Raw genomic sequence first — 20490 nt, forward strand, 5'->3', positions numbered from 1 at the left:
TCAGAACTGAGTTGTGCCATAGGGCAACTCAGTTCTGACAACTCGGCGTTTGGGGTCTCTTACGCCGCGCCGCGGTGGGGGAAGTGGCGGGCGGGGTCGAAGGTCGGGACCGGCTGGTAGGTGTTGACGCCGGGGTCGCCGCGGAGCAGGAAGGCGCTCGGGTACGGCTGCTCGTCGGCGGTGATCCGGGTCGAGGTCGGGATGTAGCGGATGGTCAGCCCGCAGCGCCGATTGGGTGAGGTGTTGGCGTTGCTGCCGTGCACGATCTTCGGGTGGTGCACCTCGACGTCCCCCGGCTTCAGCACCATGTCGACGGCCTGGCTTTCGTCCACGTCGACCGCGATCTCCGCGCCGAGCACGTTCTCCACGTCGGTCCGCTCGCGCAGCGCCGCCGTGTCCAGGGTGTGGCTGCCGGGGATCAGCCGGACGCAGCCGTTCTCCGGGGTCGAGTGATCGACGGCCAGCCAGAGCGTCACCACCTCCATCGGCTCCAGCGGCCAGAAGGCGCTGTCCTGGTGCCACAACACCTGCCGGCCGGTGAACGGCGGCTTGCTGATGTAGTGCGACGCGAACAGCGCGACGTCGTCGCCGATGAACCGGGCGGCGATGTCGACCAAGCGGTCGTCGGAGATCAGCCGGACCCAGAACGGGTCGTCGCGCAGATAGATGTGGCCGAGATTCTCCGGCCGGACATCCGGGTGCTGCTGCTCCAGCCAGTCGACGTGATCGCTGACCTCGGCGATCAGGTCGGGGTCGATCACGTCGCGGAAGATCACGTAGCCGTCGCGGTCGAAGTCGGTCAGGGTGGGGTCGGGAGAGAGAGTCATCGAGGCAGCCTCCTCGGCGGCGAGTTGACGTTTTCTTTCAGAATGCCGACCGGATCGCGCCTGGCACAGGCACAGAGCGCGCGAAAACTTGTAACTTCTTGATGTGCCTTCCCGCGAGTCGACGTCGCCGGAGCGCTTCGAAAGCCACGCCTTCGGCCGGCCGTACCACGCCGCGCTGGTCGACCTGCGTGGCCGGTCTGAGCCGCACGGCCACGCCGACTACTTCGAGATCATGCTGGTGATCGACGGCGACGGCAGCCAGGATCTCGGGCCGGGCCTGGCGGAGCGGGTGCAGCCGTTGCGGCCGGGCGAGTTGATCTTGATCCGGCCGCGGGACCAGCACGCCCTCGCCGGTCCGGTCCGGTTCTACAACATCGCCTTCCCGGTCGCCGGCTGGCGCGCCTTCGCCGATCTGGCCGGCGTCGACCCGGCCTGGCACCAGGCCGCGCTGCCGCCGCGACGGCGGCTCTCCCCCGGCTCCGCGGAGGCCGAGCGGGCCGGGGCGGTCTGCGCCGAGGCGCTGGCCCGGTTCCGGGGCGGGCCCCGGCAGTTCGACCTGATCCGGTTCTGGACCGACATCGTGCCGTTGCTCGGGCCGGCCCCGGAGCCGCTGGCGGAACGGCCGCACGGCGCCCCGGACTGGTTGGTCACCGCCTGCGCCGCGATGCGCCGGGAGCCGAACCTGCGCCGGGGCGTGCCGCGGCTGCTCGAACTCGCCCGGGTCAGCCCGGCCCACCTGGCCCGCACGATGCGCCGGCACTACGACACCACCGCCACGGCCTTCGTCGCCGAGCTCCGGCTGCGGCACGCCGCGATGCTGCTGACCACCACGATGCGGCCGGTCGCCGACATCGCCGCCGCCTGCGGCTTTGCCAGCCCGGCCTATTTCACCCGCTGCTTCCGCGCCGCTCACGACCGGTCGCCGCGGGAGTTCCGGCAGGCGGCCCAGCACGCGTTCGTACCGCGGCCGTCCCGCATCTCTTGACCCGCCGGGTCCGGCGGCTTACCGTAGTCAGCAATCCCGTGAACCGTTTCAACCCAGGTTCGTGGTCCTGTCTACAAGGAGGTAGCAGTGGTTTCCCTTCGTCCCCTGTTCGCGGCCGTCGGTGCCGCGAGCCTGATGTTGACCGCGTGCTCGGTCGGCTCCATCGGCAGTTCCGGCGACGGTTCGGTCGAAATCACCTATCTGGTCGGCAACGGCGCCGAGGACGTCGCGGCAGCGGAGGCATTGCGGGACGGTTTCGTCGCCGAGAACCCCGATATCAAGGTGACCATCGACACCCGGCCGGGTGGCGTGGAGGGTGACAACCTGGTCAAGACCCGGCTGTCCACCGGCGAGATGGCCGACGTCTTCACGTACAACTCCGGGTCGCTGTTTCAGGCGCTGAACCCGGACACCAACCTCGCTCCCCTCGACGATCAGCCCTGGGTCGCCGACCTGAGCGAGGAGTTCGTGCCGCAGGTCAAGACGCCGAAGGGCATCTACGGTGCGCCGTACGGGACCAGTTCGGCCGGCGGGGTGATGTACAACAAGGTGTTGTACGAGGAGCTGGGGCTGAAGATCCCGACCAGTTGGGCCGAATTCATGGCCAACAACGAGAAGATCAAGGCGGCCGGCAAGATCGCCGTGGCGCAGACGTACGGCGAGAGCTGGACCGCGCAGCTGTTCGTGCTCGGCGACTTCGCCAACGTCGCGGTCAAGGACCCGAAGTGGGCCGAGGAATACACCAAGAACCAGCGCAAGTACGCCGACCAGCCGGCGCTGCAGGGCTTCGTCAACCAGGAGCAACTGGGCCAGGCGGACATGTACAACAAGGACTTCGCCTCGGCGATGTTCGACGAGGGGATCCGGCTGATCGCGACCGGTGAGGCCGCGCACTATCCGATCACCACCACAGCGGTCGGCACGCTGCAGCAGAACTTCCCGGACAACGTCGACGATGTCGGCGTGTTCGCCCTGCCGGCGCAGGACGCCGCGAGCACCCGGCTGACGATCTGGTTGCCGGGAGCCATGTACATCCCCAAGACGACGACCGACGCCAAGCTCGACGCGGCCCGGAAGCTCATCGCCTTCACGGTCTCGGCCAAGGGTTGCGCGATCCAGTCCGAGCAGCTGTCCATCGCCGGGCCGTACTCGATCAGCAGCTGTGAGCTGCCCGCCGACATCCCGGCGGTCGCCGCCGACGTGCAGCGCTACACCGACGAGGGGAAGGTCGGCCCGGCGCTGGAGTTCATCTCCCCGATCAAGGGGCCGAACCTGTCCGGCTTCACGGTCGAGGTCGGCTCGGGCATCCGGTCCGCCAAGGAGGCCGCCGCGTTGTACGACCAGGACGTGGAGAAGCAGGCGCAGCAACTCGGCCTGCCCGGCTGGTAGGCCGGCGATGGCAGTCACGACGACCGCGACCGCCGGGCCGCCACGGTCGCCCGGGTCGCGGCCGACCCGGGCGGCGACCCGGCGTGCCCGGCGGAGCCCGTACCCGTCCTGGTTCTATCTCCCCTCGGCCGTGCTCTACGTGGTGCTGTTCGCGGTGCCGACCTTCGCGTCGTTCTACTTCAGCCTGACCCGCTGGACGCTGACCGACACCGAGTTCATCGGGCTGGACAACTTCATCCAGTTCTTCCGGGAGCCGATGCTGGTGAAGGGCTTCGTCAACACCTTCGTCTACGGCTTTCTGACCTCTGGGCTGAAGGTGGTGATCGGGTTACTGCTCGGGATCCTGTTGACCTCCCAGATCGTCGCCCGCGGTTACCTCAGGTCGGTGATCTTCTTCCCGGTGCTGGTCTCCACGATCGGGGTCGGGATCACGTTCAAGGTGCTGCTCGACCCGTTCGACGGGCTGGTCAACAGCGCGCTCGCGGCGATTGGGATCACCGGTCCCGGCTGGCTCACCGACCCGGCCTGGGCGCTGTTCTCGGTCGCGCTGGTCGATGTCTGGAAGGGCCTCGGCATCGCGACCCTGATCTACATCGCCGGGCTGGTCGCGATCCCGCAGGAGTACTACGAGGCGGCGCGGGTGGATGGCGCCGGCGGCTGGTGGTGTTTCTGGAGCATCACGCTGCCGCTGGTCCGGCCGGCCACCGCGACCGTGATCCTGCTGTCACTGATCGGCGGGCTGCGGTCGTTCGACCTGATCTGGGCGATGACCAACGGCGGCCCGGGATTCACCAGCGACGTGATCGGCTCGGTGATCTACAAGCAGTATCAGGCCGGGTTCTACGGCCTCTCCACCGCGGGCAACGTGGTGCTGTTCGTCGTGGTGACCGCGATCATCGTGCCGATCTCGTTCCTGCTGAACCGGCGGGAGGTCGAGCGATGAGGCGCAACGTGGCCCGCGGCTGGATCGCCGGGCTGGTCGCGATCGTGGTGTCGGTGATCATCTTCCTGGTGCCGTTCCTGTTCGTGCTGCTGACCGCGGCCAAGACCAGGGCCGAGGCGGCGACCTTCGCGTTCTCGCTGCCGGAGCAGTGGAGGCTGTGGCAGAACGTGACCGAGGTGCTGTCCACCCGGGACTTCGAGGTGCTGCGCGCGTTCATCAACAGCACCACGCTGACCGTGAGCAGCGTGACGCTGATGGTGGTCGTCTCGGCCATGGCCGGTTATGTGTTGCAACGGCGGTCGTCGCGCTGGAACCCGGTGATCAACTTCTTCGTGCTGGCCGGGCTGATCGTGCCGCCGGCCGTGGTGCCGACGATCTGGGTGCTGCAGACCCTGGGCCTGTTCAAGACCATGATCGGGATGATCATGGTCGAGGTCACCTTCGGGCTGTCCTTCTGCATCCTGCTCTTCCGCGCCTTCGTCGCGACCATCCCGCGTGAGCTGGACGAGGCCGCGGTGATGGACGGCGCCGGCCCACTCCGGCTGTTCTTCCAGGTCGTGCTGCCGCTGCTCCGGCCGGTGATGATCACGATCATCGTGGTCCAGGTGGTCAGCGTCTTCAACGACTTCACCGGCCCGCTCTATTTCCTTCCCGGCCGGGAGAACGTCACCGTACAGCTGACCCTGTTCAACTTCATGGGCCAGGTGAACAACCAGTGGAACCTGCTGTTCACCAACATCCTGCTGATCACCATCCCACCCTTGATCATGTACATCTTCTTCAACCGCCAGATCGTCGCCGGGATGACCTCCGGCGCGGTGAAGGGCTGAATCCCACTGCTCACTCTGGGATCTTCCAGCCCTCCGGGATCACCAGGGTCTGCGGCTTGGTGTCCTTGAGGGTCAGCGGGGTCAGCTTCGCCGGGAACCGGTAGTTGAAGATCTGAGTCTGGTCGTAGCGTTCCTTGACCTGGCCGTCGTCGTCGAGGACCGGGGTCGAGCGGATCACGGACGCGGCCGGCAGCAGGGTCTTGACGTCGTAGTAGTACGCGACGTGCAGCCCCTCGCGGGCGCCGAGGCCGGGCAGGAACGGCCACTGCTGCGAATCAAGGCCGGTCCGTTTGAACGCCCACAGGAAGATCTGGGTGCCCCAGTAGCCCAGGTCGGGGATCTTGACGGGCTTGAAGTCGACGATCTGGCGGATGTAGGTGTGGCCGGAGGCGGTGATCAGCGTGGGCTGTCCCGCGTTGACGAAGCCCGGGTAGTCGTCCCGTAGCGCCTTGATCACCACCGAGGCCTGGTCGGGTTTCAGTCCGCTGGGCAGGATGCCGTCGCTGCTGCCGAGCGTCCAGGACTGGTAGTCGAGCCGGCACGGCGTCGAATCCGACTTCTTCCAGTAGGGCTTGCGACTGTCGAGGTCGTCGAGGAGCAGGTAGTGGTGCCCGTCGACGCAGCGCGATTGGGCATCCGGCTTGCCGTTGACGTAGGTCGTAGCGGCGGCGGTGAACTCCTTGGAGTTCACGTCGGCCCCGCTGCGGTGATCGACCCCGACCTGCCTGACCTCGTAGAAGCCGTGCTTGGCGAAGTCGGCGGGGGTCTGGAAGTAGCCGCCGTTGATCACGCTCACCGGCGCGGTCAGCTGGCGGTCCAGCGCGGCCCAGTAGAAGTCGGCCGCCGAGACCCGGCTCAGCTTCTCCTTGGTGACCTCATCGCCCGGCTGCAGCACCGGTCCGGCCGGCTCCGATCCGGCCGGCGCCGGCCCGGCCACCGGTCCCCCGGCCCGGGTCAGGAAGTAGACGGCCGGTACGGCGATGATCACCAGAATCAGGGCGACGATGCCGGCGATGATCAGTGGCAGCCGCGCTGCGGGCGGTGACCCGGGCGGCGGCGCCCAGCCGGGCGGGCCGGCCGGCGGCGGCGCTCCATGCTCGGGGGCGCCGGGGACCCGTTGCCAGGCCCGGCCGTCCCACCAGTACCGGCCGTCGGCTGAATACGTCGGCTGCATGCTCACTCTCCGGTCTCGACCCCGCGGTCACGAAACTGTGTCCAATAGTCTCGTAATGCGTGTCAGACAGTATCGTCGCGGACCGGGTCAGGCGGCAGCGAGCAGTTCGGCACCGTAGCCGTCGACCGATTTCGCGGTGTTGCTGAGCACGACCGCACCGAGTCGCTCATCGGGTCGGAAGCCGAGGAAGCTGCGATAGCCGGGCAGCGATCCGTTGTGCCAGATCGCCTCCAGCCCGTCGCCGTCCGGGACCGGGCCGAGATGCCACAGCAGCCCGATCCGGTTTCCCCCGAACGCGTCCGCCCGCGGTGTCGTGGTCAGCCGCAGCGCCTCGGCCAGTTGATCATCGACGGCGGACCAGTGTGCTCGGACCAGTGCCAACAGGGATTCCGCGGTCGCATGCAGACCGCCGGAGGCGACGCCGAGCGGGTGGTCCGGGGTCTCGCAGAGCGTGCCGGTCAGGTCGTGGCCGAGCGCCAGCCGGGCCTGCTGGTCGGGGTCGAGCCGGTCGACGACGTCGCCGGCGCCGGCGATGCCGGCGAGCGTCTCCCGGAGCATCGCGTCGAACGGTTCCGCGGCGCCGCGGGTCAGGACCATGCCGATCAACTGCGCACCGAGATTGGAGTACGCGTATTCGACCCCGGGCCCGGTCGCCGGGCGGACCCGGGTCAGGGCGTCGACGTAATCGTCGATCGAGGTCAGCGTCCCGTCGAGCCCGTGCGGCATCCCGGATCGGTGGGTGGCCAGCTGCTCCAGCGTGATCCGGCCGAACGGATCGGCCGGCAGCCGCCACGCCGGAAGTTGATCATGAAGGGTGTCGCCCAACCCGAGCTCGCCCCGGACCACGGCCAGTGCCAGTGCCGTCGCGGTGATCGGTTTGCTGACCGAGGCGATCCGGAAGATCGTGCGCCGGTCGGGGACGAGGCCGTCCGCGCCGATCCGGCCGGCGCCGGCGATCGCCACCCTATCCCCGCTGACGATGCCGGCGACGACACCGACATGGCCCTCCGCGACCGCGCGATCGGCCAGAGCTCGTACGACTTCGATGGGCTCCGGCTTCCGGTGGCCGGTCAACGCGGCGGTTCGATGGTGCCGCGGATCGGCCGCTGATCGGGGTCCGGGTCGCGGTGTTCGGTCGCGGTGCCGTCGACGACGGTGCCGTCGACGATGTTGCCGGGGTCGACGTTGATCATGGTTGTCGCGCGGTCGAGCCGGCGGGCGATCGCGGCGCCGAGCAGCTTGCGGGCCAGCGGCCGGGTGAACGGCAGCAGGAAGAACAGGCCGATCACGTCGGTGGCGAAGCCGGGCAGCATCAGGAACACGCCGCCGACCAGGATCAGCGCCGCGTCGGTCAGCTCGCCGGCCGGCATCCGGCCCGCCTGATAGGCCTCCATCAGCGACTTCCAGGCCCGGTTGCCTTCACGGCGCATCAGCCAGCCGCCGAGGATCGCCTCGGCGACCAAGATCAACAGGGTCGGCAGCACCCCGATCACCTGGCCGACCTGGATCAGCAGCCAGACCTCGAAGATCGGGACCGCGACCAGCAGCACGATCAACAGCGGCAGCAGCCAGGGGTGTCGGCGGCGCATCGGTCAGTCCTTGTTCACACTGCGGGTCCGCGCCCGCCGTTGCTCGGCCCGGCCGATCAGCTGCCCGGCCCGGTGCCCGATCCCCCACAGGGTGACCCGGATCAGCGCCTCGATCACGATCGACTGATTCATCTTGGACTCGCCGTACTGCCGGTCGACGAACGTGATCGGCACCTCGACCACCCGCAGCCCGGCCTTCACGGTCCGCCAGGCCAGGTCGATCTGGAAGCAGTAACCGGCGGAGGCGACGTCGTCCAGGCCGATCTGCCGCAGCGTGTCGGCGCGCCAGGCGTTGAAGCCGCCGGTGACGTCCTTGATCGGCAATCCGAGGCAGATCCTGGACCACAGGCTGCCGACCCGGGAGATCAGCTGCCGCAGCGGCGACCAGTTGACGACCTTGCCGCCCATCACCCAGCGCGACCCCTTGACCATGTCGGCGGTCCGCAGCGCCTGCAGCATCGCCGGCAGCCGCTCCGGCGGGTGCGAGCCGTCGGCGTCGTGTTGCACCAGCACGCCGTAGCCGCGGTCCAGTCCCCAGCCGAAGCCGGCCAGATAGGCGCCGCCCAGACCTTCCTTGCTCCGCCGGTGCAGCACGTGGATGTGGTCGTCCGCCTCCGCCAGGTGATCGGCCACGTCACCGGTGCCGTCCGGCGAGTTGTCGTCGGCGACCAGGATGTCGGCGTCCGGCACGGCCTCGCGGATCCGGCCGGTGATCTTCTCGATGTTCGGCGCCTCGTTGTACGTGGGGACGATCACCAAGATCCGGCCCAGTTCTGTCGCTGGCCGTTGGGTCACACTCGTCCTCTCGCCGTTACGAATGCACGGATTCCCGCACTTCAGGCTCCCCAGTCTTCCGCAGACGCCCAAAGCGAGCCAATCCGACACCACCGGCGACCGCCGCAAGTAGTCCGATCAGCGCCATCGCCCGGTCCAGCCACGGTGCCAGCAGCACCGCCGGGGTGACCGCGGACCGGAGCGGCAGTTGCACCACGAACGAGTCGGCGGTGAACTCCTGGGTCCGGTGCACCACCGTGCCGTCGCGGTCGATGAACCCGGAGACGCTGTTGGTGGTCGCGACCGCGATCTCCCGCCGGGTCTCCAGCGCGCGGGCCCGGGTGATCGCGAACTGCTGCTCGATCTGGCCGGTGCCGCCGTAGGTGGCGTTGTTGCTCTGCACCATCGAGACCTGGGCGCCGTTGGTGATCGTGTCGTAGATGGTCTGGTCGTACGCCAGCTCGAAGCAGACCGCATCGCCGACGGTGATCGTGCGATCGCCGATCGGCACCGTCATCACGCCGGGCCGGGTGCCGGGAACCCCTTGCGGGCCGACTTCCTGCAGGATCGGCACCAGCGGCAGCAGCTGCTCGCGGAACGGGATCCACTCGCCGAACGGCACCAGGTTGCGCTTCTGATAGCTGGCGAGGATGCCCCGCTGCGGATCCCACCAGAGCCCGGTGGTCTGGCGCTCGTCCGGTCCCGGACCCCGCGTCACCGCGCCGACCAGGATCGGCTTGCCGGCGACCTGCGCGGCCGACTGCACCACCTGCCGGGTCGTCTGATCGAGCATCGGGTCGATGTCGGTGGAGTTCTCCGGCCAGAGCAGGAAGTCCGGCTCCGGCACCTGACCGAGCCGCCATTGCGCGGTCAGCTCGATGGTCTGGCTCAGGTGGTTGCTGGTGACCGTGCGGGCCTCCCCCATCGCGTCCATGCCCTTGCCCGGCACGTTGCCCTGGACCACGCCCACGGTGACCGTGCCCTGATCGCCCGCCGCCGGTTCGAACTGCAGCCAGCGCATCCCGAAGCCCGCCGCCGAGACCAGCACGAACCCGGCCAGCACCGCGATCGCCGGCCGCCGCGCCCGGATCAGGCCGGCCCGGCCGTTTCGCAGCAGCCACAGCACGGCCCAGGCGAAGACGGCCGCGGCCAGCGCGACCAGGAAGGAGACGCCGGGCACGCCGATCAGCGGCAGGAACCCGGCCAGTGGAGTGTCGACCGCCGCGTACGCCAGCCGAACCCAGCCGAACCCGCCGAACGGGACCCGGGAGTAGGCGAACTCGAGGGCGGTCCAGGCGAACGCCGACCACAACGGCCACAGCCGCAGCCGCGAGATCAGCGCGAGCGCGATCCCGAGCAGACCGAAGAACAGGGCCTCGAACAGGATCAGCAGCGCCGCGATCCAGGTGCCGAGGACCTGGATCCAGCCGATCGTCACGGTCAGCAGCAACAGCCCGAACAGGTAGCTCAGCCCGAAGGCCCGGCGCGGCCGCTGCCCGTGCACCGCGAGCAGCAACAACGGGATGCCGACCAGCAACACCGGCCACACCCCGTACGGCTGCCACGCCAACCCCAGCCCCGCACCCCCGACGACCACCGCCACCAGCCGCCACCACGCCGACTTGTCAGAACTGAGTTGCGCTATAGGGCTACTGGATTCTGACAAGTCGGTGGAGGGGATGGTGGTCACAGTTGCGGGCGGTCTTCGTAGGGGGTGGAAAGGACGGTGGTTGTGTGGGTGGAGACCTTGGCCGAGGCGCGGATCTTGGCCAGCACCGCTTCCAGATCGACCATGGTCGGGACCTGGACCTTGAGCAGATAGCTCGGGTCGCCGGCGACCGAGTAACAGGAGATGATCTCGGGCAGGTGCTGCAACCGCTCCGGGGCGTCGTCGGGCTGGCTCGGGTCGAACGGCTTGATCGCGACGAACGCGGTGACCAGCAGGCCGAGCTCGTTGGAGTCCAGCGTCGCCCGGTAGCCCTTGATCACGCCACGCTGCTCCAGCCGGCGGACGCGCTGCTGGGCGGCCGACGTCGAGAGACCGGTCTCCTTGCCGATGTCGGTGTAGGACATCCGTCCGTCCCGGGCCAGCAGCTCCAGAATCCGGCGGTCAAGCTTCTCCATCCCCGACACCGTGCCAGGATTCGACTGTGCGCACACCGCGATTACTCCTCCTCGACACTGCTTCCCTGTACTTCCGAGCCTTCTTCGGCGTACCGGATTCCCTGCGTGCACCGGATGGTACCCCGGTCAACGCGGTCCGCGGACTGCTTGACTTCATCTCAAGACTCGTCGACACCTACCATCCGACGCACCTCGTCTGCTGCTGGGACAACGACTGGCGTCCCGCCTGGCGGGTCGAGCTGATCCCGACCTACAAGGCGCACCGGGTCGCCGGGGCCGGGGACACGGTGGTCAACGAGATGTCGACCTCCACGGAAACGGCCGGTGAACAGGCCCCGGACGACCTGGCGGTCCAGGTGCCGTTGATCATCGAGGTGCTGACCGCCCTCGGGCTGCCGATCGTCGGCGCCGACGGGTACGAGGCCGACGACGTGATCGGGACCCTGGCGACGACGGCCGAGCTGCCGGTCGACGTGGTCACCGGCGACCGGGACCTGTTCCAACTGGTGGACGACGAGCGGGAGGTACGGATCCTCTACATCGCCCGCGGGGTCGGCAAGCACGAGCAGGTGACCAATGCCTGGATCAAGGGCAAGTACGACATCCCGGCCGCCGCCTACGTCGACTTCGCCACGCTGCGCGGCGACACCTCGGACGGGCTGCCGGGCGTCGCCGGCATCGGCGAGAAGACCGCCGCCTCGCTGCTCAACACGTACGGCACCCTGGACGAGGTGCTGGCCGCGGCGAGCCGGCCGGACACCAAGATCAGCGGGTCGATCCGGTCCAAGCTCGGCGCCGCGATCGACTACCTGGCCGTGGCGCCGACCGTGGTCGCCGTGGCCCGCGACATCGACCTCGGCGTCAAGCCGGCCGACCTCGAGCTGCCGACGGCGCCGGCCGACCCGAAGGCCTTCGCCGAGTTGACCGAACGACTCGGCCTCGGCACCAGCGCCGACCGCATCCTGGCCGCGCTCGGTGCCGATGCCGAATGACGTGATGATCACCGAGTTCCCGGTCGCCGACGGTGCCGCGGGGCCGTACGGGATCGTCGCCGGACCCGACGGCGCCCTCTGGTTCACCCTGGTGCACGACGGAGCGATCGGTCGGCTCGATCCTGCCGACGGGGCGGTCAGCCGCTTCCCGGTGGAACCGGTCGGCGGCCCGACGGTGATCACCGCCGGGCCGGACGAGGCGCTGTGGTTCACCGAGTTCCAGGGGCATCGGATCGGCCGGATCGCGCCGGACGGCGAGGTCGACACCTTCCCGGTGCCGACTCCGGACGCCGGTCCGTACGGGATCGTGGCCGGGCCGGACGATGCGCTCTGGTTCACCGAGCTCAACGCCGACCGGATCGGCCGGATCACGGTGGACGGAATGATCACCGAGTTCGCCCTGCCGGGCAGCGGCCTGTTCCCGTCCATGATCACCAGCGGCTCCGACGGGGCCCTGTGGTTCACGATCAATCAGGGCAACGCGATCGGCCGGATCGACCTCGTCGGCGACGTGATCATGCACCCGTTGCCGACCGAGGGCGCCGCGCCGGTCGGCATCGCGGCCGGGCCGGATGGTGCCCTGTGGTTCGTCGAGATCGGCGCCGGACAGGTCGGCCGGATCACCACCGACGGCAAGATCACCGAGTTCCCGCTGCCGGACCGGGCCTGTCGGCCGCACGCGATCACACCCGGCCGGTTCGGCGACTGCTGGTTCACCGAGTGGGGCGCCAACCGGGTCGGCCGGATCACCGTCGAGGGCACGATCACCGAGCACGACCTGCCCCGGCCCGATTCGGAACCGCACGGCATCACCCTCGGCCCCGACGGCGCGGTCTGGACCGCGCTGGAGACCGGCTCCCTCGCCCGCCTCCACCTCGGCTGAACCCCGGCCTGTTTCGCCGGGTCGGTCAGTCGCGCAGGACGCTGTCCGCGGCCCGGTACAGGGTGGCCGTCTCGGCGGCGAGCCGGGACTCGGCGCCGGGCAGGGCCCGTTCGAGCGAGAGCCCGTTGATCACCGTCAGCAGGAATCTCGCCCGCTGGGCGTTGTCGCCGACCGCGAGTGACCCCTCGGCACCGAGCACGGCCAACCAGTGCTCCACCCGTTGCTGCGACTCGCGGTCCAGGGCGAGATAGGCCTCCCGGGATTCCGCCGTCGGCTCCGGCGCGATCAACTTCTCGTGGATCAGACCCCAGGCCCGCCGTGCCTTCTCCGCCGTGCCGAGCGGGGCGAGGATCTGCCGCAGGCAAGCGACCAGCCGATCGCGGGGCGGCAACTCCTGGTCGTGAATGGGATCGCCCGGAAACACCAGGTCGTACAGGCCGGCCAGCACGGCGTCCTGCAGGGCGCGCTGGGTCGGGAAGTGATGCCGCAGCGATCCGGTGCTCACTCCGGCCCGGGTGGCCACCGTCCGCACGCTCAAGCGAGCGGCCGGATCCTCGCCGAGCATCGTCGCTGCGGCGATCAGGATCCGATCCCGCGTGCTCGGTTGCGGGTTCGCTGGTTCAGACATGGGACCTCCTGCCGGCACTCTACTGGCACAGCGTACTAGCACACTGTGCTAATCTGTCGATTCGGGATCAACACACTGTGCTGGTCAAACTGCGAAGGGCAGGGAACGTGTTCGACGAGTGGCGACATCAGCGGGCGGTAGCGCGGGTGAAGGACGGCACCGGGCGGGAACTGAAGCGCTTCCGGATCTGGCACCTGCTCGGGCGCTCCTTGCTCTTCCTCCACCTCCCCGGGGCCGGCGGCCGCGAGCAGGAGTACGCGATCGACGTCCGGCATTGGGGCGAGCAGGAGGACGGCGAGGTCCGGGCCCACCTCTACCTGGACGGACGCCACTTGGCCCAGGCCAAGCTCCCAGCGGCCTTTCCGGTGCCGGGCGGCCACATCGAGGTCGCGACCAGCTCGTTCGGTCTCCGGCGCTGTCACTACGTCACGACCGACGGCACCGAACGGCAACTCACCCCGCACCCTCGCTCCCCCGAAGGCCGGCGCGCCCGCCTCGACCGCAATCACCCCACTGCGAGCCGCTGGATCGGCGTCGTCTCGGTGATCATGCTCGTCGTCGGACTCGGCCTCAACCTGCTGCAGGTGCTGGAGCCGATCTCGCGGATCCCACCGGTCAACGACCTGTTCGGCACCTTCGAATCGCCACTCCAGCTGCCGGTGTGGCTCAACCTCACCCTGGTGGCCGCCGCCGCGCTGGGCAGTGCCGAACGCGCCCTCCGGCTGCGCTACTCATGGCTCGACAGCGCCGCCAACTGACTCCTCCGATCAGTGCTCCCGGGGTCAGCCGAACCGGCGTTCGAGCCTGCGGCGGCGGGAGACAACGTCGTCGGGCTCGTCGCCGTACACCACCAACTGGGCCGTGCTGCGCCGGATCGCATTGTCGGTGCGGCCGGTGTCGTGGCCCGCGACGACGAGTACGCCGCCCGCCGCCAGGCTCGGCCGCAGTTCGGCCAGCAGGTCCGCGAGCGGCCCGGCCACGGTCAGCGTGACCGACTCGGCCGGACGGTCGAGAAGGTCGGGCCGGATCGACTGCAGCGCCAGCAGCGGGACCGACCCACTGGTGATCCGGAAGTTCAGGTCGAGCACGGCGAGCTGGCCGTCCTCGGTCTCGGCGCAGTCAAGGCTGCACATGCCGCGGTAGCCGAGATCTGCCGCGCGTTGGGTGATCGCCAGGCACTCGGCGAGCAGCGCCGCCGGCGGCGGGGTGACCAATCCGAACCGACCCCCGGCGTAGACGCCGAGGGAGTCGATCCGCTGCTCGGTGACGGCCAGTAGGCGTGCCTGAGCGTCCGGTCCGACGTAGAGCTGAAGGCCCCAGTTGCGCTGGATCCGCAGATACTCCTCGAGCACGAACTCGGACAGCAGCTCGGTGAAGGCCGGCAGGATGATCGGCACGCCGGCCCGGTGCAGGTAGACATCCAGCCTGCCGCCGTGCGCGTCGTCGGTGGCCGCCTTGAGGACCCAGGACTCGGCTTCCGGTGCCGCCGCCAGCAGCTCCGCCCGCGACACGACCCGGCGCCGCGCCTGGAAGACCGGGTCGACCAGGCTGCCGATGCTGGCCTTGTTGTTCAGGTAGCCGACCAGTTCGGCGCTCTTGACCCCGCCGACGTCGACGTACGGCATCGCCGGCTGCGGATACTCCATCGAGATCGACAGGCCGTCGGCCAGCGCCTCGGCCACGCGGGACTCGAACTCCGCCTCGCTGCGGAACTCGCGAAGATCGGTGCCGACCGGCAGGCCGACATCGCGCAGCACGGCCAGCAGCGCCGGGTCGGTGCCGCCGGCACTGCAGATCAGCGGGGTGTCCGCCGCCACGCCGAGCGGCCTGGCGGAGACGACGTCCCGACTGTTCCGCTGGCCCGCCGAGGCGGTGACCTCCAGTGGCGGTCGGGCGCAGACGGCGACGCCCGGGCCGTAGATGTCGCTGAGCGTACGAGGGGCGCCGACCGACGGCGAAAATGAGACGGCAAGAGTAATGGAGAACCTCCCGGAGGGTGCGCGGTGCCCGCGTCCGGCGGAAGGCAGGACGGGGCGAGAGTTGATCAGTGCTGAGCAAAGAAGCGGGCCCGTGACGGACGGCATCTGTTGCTGGGTCCGTTCGGTGCTCGCGAGCCGGACACGATGACAGCCGTGGGCAGACGGCCCGGATTCGGGCTGTATGGCCCGATCATCTCACGGCGGCTCAAATCCTCGGCGATCGCTCGGCGCCTGCACTACTCCTGGCTCGACAGCGCCGGCAACTGATTCCGGTCGGATCGCGCCTTGATGATCATCAGCGCCCGTAGTGATACCGGCAGGATGCGATCCGGACCTCGGTGTCATCGACGAGTCGATAGACCAACCGATGCTTGTCAGTGATCCGGCGTAACCAATATCCGGCGAAGTCATGGCGCAGTGGCTCAGGCTTGCCGATGCCCTCGTTGCCGTTTCGGAGAACGTCCTGGATGAGCAGATTGATTCGCTTCAAGGTCTTCCGGTCCTGCGTTTGCCACCACAGGTAGTCATCCCAGGCGCTGAGATCCCAGACCAGACGCATGGGTCAATCCGTGTCGATCAGGTCGCGCACTTCCCCGCTCCCGGACTCGAGCCGCTCCATGGCGTCGAGCAGCCGGCGAGCGTTCGCGGGGGAACGCATCAGATAGGCCGTCTCCCGCAACGACTCGTAGTCGGCCAGGGAGACGATCACCACTGGCTCATGACCGGACCGAGTCACGATCACTTCTTCTCGGTCGTCGACCACGGAGTCCAAAACCTCGGCGTAGCGAGCGCGTGACTCGGTATAGCTCATGGTCCTCATGGCGACCCTCTCGATGTACGTACAGAAAACTGTACGTCCCCGACGGGCCGATCTCAACGCTCTGCGCCGGCTTCGCTCGTGAGGGGTCAGGGGGTGACTGTGCGGGTCCGATGGATGACGGTGACCTCCCGGTCCGGCCAGGCGGCCAGCGCCCACTGGCCCATCGGATCGGACATCTAGCCGGCCGGCTTGTGGTCGGTGCCGGCACGGGCTTGGGCGAGCAGGCCGTCGACGAAGGCTTCCAGGCCCGGCCGGAAGGTGTCGCGGTTCTCGATCTCGATCCAGTCGTTCCCGATGGCGGCGAGGTTGGGCAGCTTCGCCATGTCGGCGCCGTGGAAGAAGGTGCCGTCGGGGTAGGTGCTGAGGTCGACGCCGCCGGGTGAGTGGGCGCGGACCAGGATCTCGCCGACCGTGTAGAACCAGATGCTGCGGAAGAGGTAGACGGCCTGATCCAGGGTGCAGCCGGCGTCGATGGCACCGGCGACGATCGCCTCCGAGGTCCAGGCGGCCGACTCGTCCAGCCGGCCGAGGTAGCCGTCGTTGGTGATCACCTCGACCGCCCAGGGCCAGGCGGCCAGCAGGTCGTGGCCGGCGACGGCAGCGACGACGATCCGGTCCCGCGGGTCACTTGGCAATTCCGGTCGCGGCGTCCGCGCGGCGAGTTCGTTGAGCAGGTGCACCAGCAGGTCGTCCTTGTCCCGGACGTGGTGATAGAGCGTGGTGGCGCCGATGCCGAGCTCGGCGGCCAGGCCGCGGATGGTCAGCCGCTCCCAGCCGTCCCGGTCGATCAGCGTCCGGGCCGCGGCCAGGATCGCCGGCAACGAGGTCGCCGGCGGCCGGCCGGCTCGGCGGTGGGGGCTGGTCGGGGTGGCCACGGGTCCATCATGCCGTCTCCGGTCCCGACACCCGGACGGCAATCAGGGTCGGCTCAGGTGCCTTCCGGACTCCCCGATCGACCGGCCCGGTCTAATTTAGGAACATGTTCCGAAATAACTCTCGAGCCGGCATCACACTGGCTGCCGTGGCCGTCGTGCAGTTCATGGTGTCGCTCGACCTGTCGGTGGTCAACGTCGGTCTCCCCCAGATCGCCGCGGGGCTCGGCTTCGTCGGCGCCGACCTGACCTGGGTGATCCACGCGTACGCCCTCGCCTTCGGTGGGCTGCTGCTGCTCGGCGGGAAGGCGGCCGACCTGCTCGGCCGCAAACGGCTGCTGATCTTCGGCCTGGCCGTGTTCGGCCTGGCCTCCCTGGCCGGCGGCTTCGCCCTGCAGGCGGGCCAGTTGATCGCGGCCCGAGCGGTGCAGGGACTGGGCGCCGCGGCCCTCGCTCCGGCCGCCCTGTCGCTGCTGACCTCGACCTTCCCCAGCGGCCGGCCGCGGGTCCGCGCGTTCGGCGTCTGGAGTGCCGTCAACGCCGCCGGTGGTGCGCTCGGGGTGCTGATCGGCGGGCTGCTGACCGAGTACGCCGGCTGGCGTTGGGTGATGTTCGTCAATGTGCCGATGGCCCTGGTCGCCCTGGCGTTGGTCGGGGTCGGGATCGCCCGCACCGAGACCGCCGCCGGCCCGCGGAGCCGGCCCGACGTGCTGGGTGCGGTGCTCGGCACCGCGGGGATGACCACCCTGGTGTTCGGTGTGGTCCGCACCGACCAGGTCGGCTGGGCCTCCCCGGTCACGGCGATCACGCTGACGGTCGCGGTCGCGCTGTTGGTGGCGTTCGTGCTGGTCGAGCGCCGGTTGGAACGTGATCCCGCCGGGCCCGACCCGCTGATCCGGCTGGGCCTGTTCCGCAATCGCTCGGTCGCCGGGGCGAACACGTACAACCTGCTGCTCGGGGCCGCGATGGCATCGGCCTTCTACTTCGTCTCGCTCTACCTGCAGCGGGTGCTGCACTACGGGCCGGCGCAGTCCGGACTCGCCCTGCTGCCGTTCGCGATCGGCGTGATCATCGGCTCGGCGATCGCGGTCAAACTCGGCTACCGGATCGCGCCGCGGACGCTGATGATCGGCGGCGGACTGCTGACCGCGGTCGGGTTCGCCTGGTTCGGCCTGATCAGCGCCGAGGGCTCGTTCCTCGGGGACGTGCTCGGCCCGTCGCTGGCGGTCAGCATCGGCTTCGGCCTGTGCCTGGCTCCGATGGTCTCGACGGCCACGGCCGGTGTCGCCGCCGCGGAAACCGGTACGGCCTCCGGACTGCTGAACAGTTCGCGCCAACTCGGGGCCGCGCTGGGCCTGGCCGTCCTCGGCACCGCGGCGCAGCGGCGGACCGGGGACCTGATCGACCCGGCCGCCCTGAGCAGCGGGTACGCCCTCGGCCTGACCCTGGCCGCGGTGCTGCTCGCCGGATCGGTCCTGATCGCGCTGATCGTGCTGCCCCGCCGCCGGGCCGAACCGGACGCCGTCGAGCCGGCCGCCGCGACGACGGTAACGCCGGACCCCACCCGTCCTTGATCATCCGAAATCCCGGAATCCCAACCTCGGAAGGAAACTCTCCATGTCCACCACCACCTCCCGGCGCGCGCCGCTGGCCACCCTGTTCGCCGGTCTCGGCCTGACCCTGGTCGCCCTGATCGTGCTCTATGTCGATCATCTCGCCGGCAACGAGCTCCGGAGCCACCTCCGGTCCGGCTACCCCGCCCTGGCGCCGGCGGACATCGACGCGGCCGCCTCGGTTTATCTGGTCTACCTCTCCGTCCTCGGCGTGCTCGGCGTCCTGTTCTGGTCGGTCACGACCTGGGCGGTCGCGACCGGCAAGGGCTGGGCCCGGTGGCTGGCGACCGTGATCTTCCTGCTCGCCGGCGCGGTGTCCCTGACCAACCTCATGATCACCGACACGTCCGGCGACACCGGGCTGCCGCCGTTGCTGGGCTGGCTCGGCGTGCTGCCGTGCGTGGCCGGGCTGGCGATCGTCGTCCAGTTGTGGCGCGCCCCACGCCCGGTGCGAGCGGGCCGGCCATGACGAGGGCCGGGTGGTTCTGGTGGCTCACCGGGACCTGAACCGGGCTGGAAGAATCGGCGGATGGAACTACCCGATCAGGTGACCGAGACCTTCGTCGACATCGCCGGCGGCCCGGCCCGGGTGCTCCGCGCCGGGCGGCCGGACCGGCCGGTGCTGCTGTTGATCCACGGCGGCGGCACCGACAACGCGGCGATCTCCTGGGGCGGGATCCTCGGTCCGCTGGCGGAGGCGTGGCAGCCGGTCGCGATCGATCTCCCGGGGTTCGGCGGCACCGCGCTCGAGCCGGTCGGCGGGCCGGTCGAGCTGGCCCGGTTCGTGATCATGGTGCTGGATCGGCTGGGGATCGATCGAGTGATCGTCTTCGGGGTGTCGATGGGCGGCGACGTCGCGCTGAATCTCGCTCTGCTGGCGCCGGACCGGGTGGCCGGACTGGTGCTGATCGCGCCGGGCGGTCTGGTGCCGATCTTCCGCAGCCGGCCGCTGCACCTGATCGCCTGGCTCGGCACCCGGCTGCCCGATCCGGTGCTGCTCCCACTGGCCCGGATCGCCGGCCGCTTCACCGAGCAGGCCCTGCGGGCGATCGTCCGGCATCCCGAGCGGCTGCCCGCGGCGGTGGTCGAGGAGTTCACCCGGGAGGCCCGGCGCCCCGGCGGCGGCATCGCGTACGGACGCTACAACCAGGCCACCTTCGCCCGAAACCGCATGATCAACAACCTGCTGCCGGTGGTCTCCACCATCACGGCTCCGACGCTGATCGTGCACGGCGCCGACGACCCGATCGTCGACCCGCGGGGCTCGCAGCAGGCCGCGGCCCTGATGCCGCACGCTCGGTTGATCATGATCGACGACTGCGGTCACTGGGTCCAGGTGGAGGAACCGGAACGGTTCCTGGCCGCCGCCCTCCCCTGGCTCGAAACACTGCCCGAGCCGCCCCTGTGACCTGCGCTCACACAGCGGGCCCGATGCGGCCGCTGCTCCCGTCCCGGACCGCCCGCGCAAGCATGCCCAGCACGTCCCGGCCGTCGGGCGTTACGCCTCGGTCGACGAAGTCGACACTGAGCGAGTCATTCAGCACCCGAACGGCACCAGCCACCGAGGCTGCGATCTGCTTCACCTCCCGGCTTGTCTCATCCTGGCCGAGCCGTTCCCCGAAAAGCTGAGCGCACTGACGTTCCGCGTCATCACACACCACCAACCAGGAACTGCGCAGAGCGGGTTCGTCGAACCCCAGCCGAACCATTCTCATCGCGCGCACGTCGTCGACGGTGTACACCACCGGTCCCGGCTGGCGCGACGACTCCAAGAACTCCTCGAGACTCGCATTCAGGGGCCAGGCGGCGAGGACGGCCATGAACCGGCGCCCGGACTCCACCAGGACCGGTTCGATGCACGCCTCTTTGGAACGAAAGTAGCGCCAGAGCGTGCGCGTGGCGATCCCCGCCGCAGCGGCGATGTCCTCGCCGCGGGTGGCCGACACCCCATCACGCCAGAACAATTCCGCCGCCAGACGAGACACCTGCAGCCGCGCATCTGAGCGGCGACGAAGATCTATTGGCACCACCCTGTCTGTCACATAGTGACTATAAGCCCGGCGATGGA

General features: G+C 69.4%; 23 protein-coding genes. 10 read left to right on the forward strand and 13 right to left on the reverse strand.

Translation table 11 applies throughout. The annotated features are described in order from the left end of the window. Window positions 1-59 precede the first annotated feature (59 nt). Window positions 60-827, reverse strand: coding sequence for a phytanoyl-CoA dioxygenase family protein (locus FNH24_RS20200; protein ID WP_152363987.1), 768 nt, complete (start codon window positions 825-827; stop codon window positions 60-62). A 103-nt stretch (window positions 828-930) separates the two neighbouring features. Between FNH24_RS20200 and FNH24_RS20205 the strand changes: the two genes are divergently transcribed. The 4 genes from FNH24_RS20205 to FNH24_RS20220 all read left to right on the forward strand — a co-directional run bounded on the left by FNH24_RS20205 (window position 931) and on the right by FNH24_RS20220 (window position 4974). Then, on the forward strand, window positions 931-1812 hold the full coding sequence (locus FNH24_RS20205) for a helix-turn-helix transcriptional regulator (protein ID WP_152363988.1): 882 nt from the start codon (window positions 931-933) through the stop codon (window positions 1810-1812). Between the two features lie 87 nt (window positions 1813-1899). Further along, a complete protein-coding gene (locus FNH24_RS20210) occupies window positions 1900-3201 on the forward strand; it encodes an ABC transporter substrate-binding protein (protein WP_246186983.1) in 1302 nt (433 codons plus the stop codon). A gap of 7 nt (window positions 3202-3208) precedes the next feature. Beyond that, the gene (locus tag FNH24_RS20215) at window positions 3209-4144 is read left to right on the forward strand and encodes a carbohydrate ABC transporter permease (protein ID WP_152363989.1); all 936 of its coding nucleotides are present in this window, start codon (window positions 3209-3211) and stop codon (window positions 4142-4144) included. Continuing rightward, on the forward strand, window positions 4141-4974 hold the full coding sequence (locus tag FNH24_RS20220) for a carbohydrate ABC transporter permease (RefSeq protein ID WP_152363990.1): 834 nt from the start codon (window positions 4141-4143) through the stop codon (window positions 4972-4974). The genes FNH24_RS20215 and FNH24_RS20220 overlap by 4 nt, the downstream gene beginning before the upstream one ends. A 10-nt stretch (window positions 4975-4984) precedes the next feature. Here the strand turns inward: FNH24_RS20220 and FNH24_RS20225 are convergent, their stop codons facing one another. From FNH24_RS20225 to FNH24_RS20250, 6 genes are all read right to left on the reverse strand, one after another. Next, a complete protein-coding gene (locus tag FNH24_RS20225; RefSeq protein WP_152363991.1) occupies window positions 4985-6148 on the reverse strand; it encodes a hypothetical protein in 1164 nt (387 codons plus the stop codon). A gap of 87 nt (window positions 6149-6235) precedes the next feature. Continuing rightward, window positions 6236-7222 (reverse strand): serine hydrolase domain-containing protein, encoded by a 987-nt coding sequence (locus FNH24_RS20230; RefSeq protein WP_152363992.1) that lies wholly within the window; start codon window positions 7220-7222, stop codon window positions 6236-6238. Beyond that, the gene (locus tag FNH24_RS20235; RefSeq protein WP_152363993.1) at window positions 7219-7737 is read right to left on the reverse strand and encodes an FxsA family protein; all 519 of its coding nucleotides are present in this window, start codon (window positions 7735-7737) and stop codon (window positions 7219-7221) included. Before FNH24_RS20235 ends, FNH24_RS20230 begins: the two co-directional genes overlap by 4 nt. Window positions 7738-7740: 3 nt before the next feature. Further along, window positions 7741-8532 carry a polyprenol monophosphomannose synthase gene (locus FNH24_RS20240; RefSeq protein WP_217428316.1) on the reverse strand — a complete coding sequence of 264 codons (792 nt, stop codon included), beginning with the start codon at window positions 8530-8532 and terminating at the stop codon, window positions 7741-7743. Between the two features lie 16 nt (window positions 8533-8548). Next, window positions 8549-10177, reverse strand: a complete 1629-nt coding sequence (gene lnt / locus FNH24_RS20245; protein WP_161606227.1) for an apolipoprotein N-acyltransferase — start codon at window positions 10175-10177, stop codon at window positions 8549-8551. Window positions 10178-10197: 20 nt separating this feature from the next. Then, window positions 10198-10635 carry an Lrp/AsnC family transcriptional regulator gene (locus FNH24_RS20250; RefSeq protein WP_152363995.1) on the reverse strand — a complete coding sequence of 146 codons (438 nt, stop codon included), beginning with the start codon at window positions 10633-10635 and terminating at the stop codon, window positions 10198-10200. 26 nt (window positions 10636-10661) lie between these two features. Between FNH24_RS20250 and FNH24_RS20255 the strand changes: the two genes are divergently transcribed. Continuing rightward, a complete protein-coding gene (locus FNH24_RS20255; protein ID WP_152363996.1) occupies window positions 10662-11627 on the forward strand; it encodes a 5'-3' exonuclease in 966 nt (321 codons plus the stop codon). Beyond that, window positions 11617-12510 carry a Vgb family protein gene (locus tag FNH24_RS20260; RefSeq protein ID WP_217428317.1) on the forward strand — a complete coding sequence of 298 codons (894 nt, stop codon included), beginning with the start codon at window positions 11617-11619 and terminating at the stop codon, window positions 12508-12510. Before FNH24_RS20255 ends, FNH24_RS20260 begins: the two co-directional genes overlap by 11 nt. A gap of 25 nt (window positions 12511-12535) precedes the next feature. Here FNH24_RS20260 and FNH24_RS20265 read toward each other — a convergent pair whose 3' ends face one another. Further along, window positions 12536-13138: a TetR/AcrR family transcriptional regulator gene (locus FNH24_RS20265; protein WP_152363997.1), complete on the reverse strand. Its 603-nt coding sequence runs from the start codon at window positions 13136-13138 to the stop codon at window positions 12536-12538. A gap of 107 nt (window positions 13139-13245) precedes the next feature. On the opposite strand from FNH24_RS20265, the gene FNH24_RS20270 reads away from it, so the two are divergent. Then, window positions 13246-13896, forward strand: coding sequence for a hypothetical protein (locus tag FNH24_RS20270; RefSeq protein WP_170304515.1), 651 nt, complete (start codon window positions 13246-13248; stop codon window positions 13894-13896). Window positions 13897-13920: 24 nt separating this feature from the next. Here the strand turns inward: FNH24_RS20270 and FNH24_RS20275 are convergent, their stop codons facing one another. The 4 genes from FNH24_RS20275 to FNH24_RS20290 all read right to left on the reverse strand — a co-directional run bounded on the left by FNH24_RS20275 (window position 13921) and on the right by FNH24_RS20290 (window position 16812). Continuing rightward, the gene (locus FNH24_RS20275) at window positions 13921-14955 is read right to left on the reverse strand and encodes a hypothetical protein (RefSeq protein ID WP_152363998.1); all 1035 of its coding nucleotides are present in this window, start codon (window positions 14953-14955) and stop codon (window positions 13921-13923) included. Window positions 14956-15412: 457 nt separating this feature from the next. After that, on the reverse strand, window positions 15413-15676 hold the full coding sequence (locus FNH24_RS20280; protein WP_152363999.1) for a Txe/YoeB family addiction module toxin: 264 nt from the start codon (window positions 15674-15676) through the stop codon (window positions 15413-15415). Window positions 15677-15679: 3 nt separating this feature from the next. Then, window positions 15680-15937: a type II toxin-antitoxin system prevent-host-death family antitoxin gene (locus FNH24_RS20285; protein WP_152364000.1), complete on the reverse strand. Its 258-nt coding sequence runs from the start codon at window positions 15935-15937 to the stop codon at window positions 15680-15682. A gap of 176 nt (window positions 15938-16113) precedes the next feature. Further along, window positions 16114-16812: a TetR/AcrR family transcriptional regulator gene (locus tag FNH24_RS20290; protein WP_152364001.1), complete on the reverse strand. Its 699-nt coding sequence runs from the start codon at window positions 16810-16812 to the stop codon at window positions 16114-16116. A gap of 146 nt (window positions 16813-16958) precedes the next feature. On the opposite strand from FNH24_RS20290, the gene FNH24_RS20295 reads away from it, so the two are divergent. From FNH24_RS20295 to FNH24_RS20305, 3 genes are read left to right on the forward strand one after another with little or no spacing between them, the layout of a single operon-like run. Continuing rightward, window positions 16959-18383 carry an MFS transporter gene (locus FNH24_RS20295; protein WP_246186985.1) on the forward strand — a complete coding sequence of 475 codons (1425 nt, stop codon included), beginning with the start codon at window positions 16959-16961 and terminating at the stop codon, window positions 18381-18383. Window positions 18384-18426: 43 nt separating this feature from the next. Next, window positions 18427-18891 (forward strand): hypothetical protein, encoded by a 465-nt coding sequence (locus FNH24_RS32000; protein ID WP_217428318.1) that lies wholly within the window; start codon window positions 18427-18429, stop codon window positions 18889-18891. Between the two features lie 60 nt (window positions 18892-18951). Beyond that, window positions 18952-19830 (forward strand): alpha/beta fold hydrolase, encoded by an 879-nt coding sequence (locus FNH24_RS20305; protein WP_152364003.1) that lies wholly within the window; start codon window positions 18952-18954, stop codon window positions 19828-19830. Window positions 19831-19837: 7 nt separating this feature from the next. Here the strand turns inward: FNH24_RS20305 and FNH24_RS20310 are convergent, their stop codons facing one another. Continuing rightward, on the reverse strand, window positions 19838-20464 hold the full coding sequence (locus FNH24_RS20310; protein WP_161606228.1) for a TetR/AcrR family transcriptional regulator: 627 nt from the start codon (window positions 20462-20464) through the stop codon (window positions 19838-19840). Window positions 20465-20490 lie beyond the last annotated feature (26 nt).

Source organism: Microlunatus speluncae, from assembly GCF_009299835.1.
GTDB classification, from domain to species: Bacteria; Actinomycetota; Actinomycetes; order Propionibacteriales; family Propionibacteriaceae; genus Microlunatus; species Microlunatus speluncae.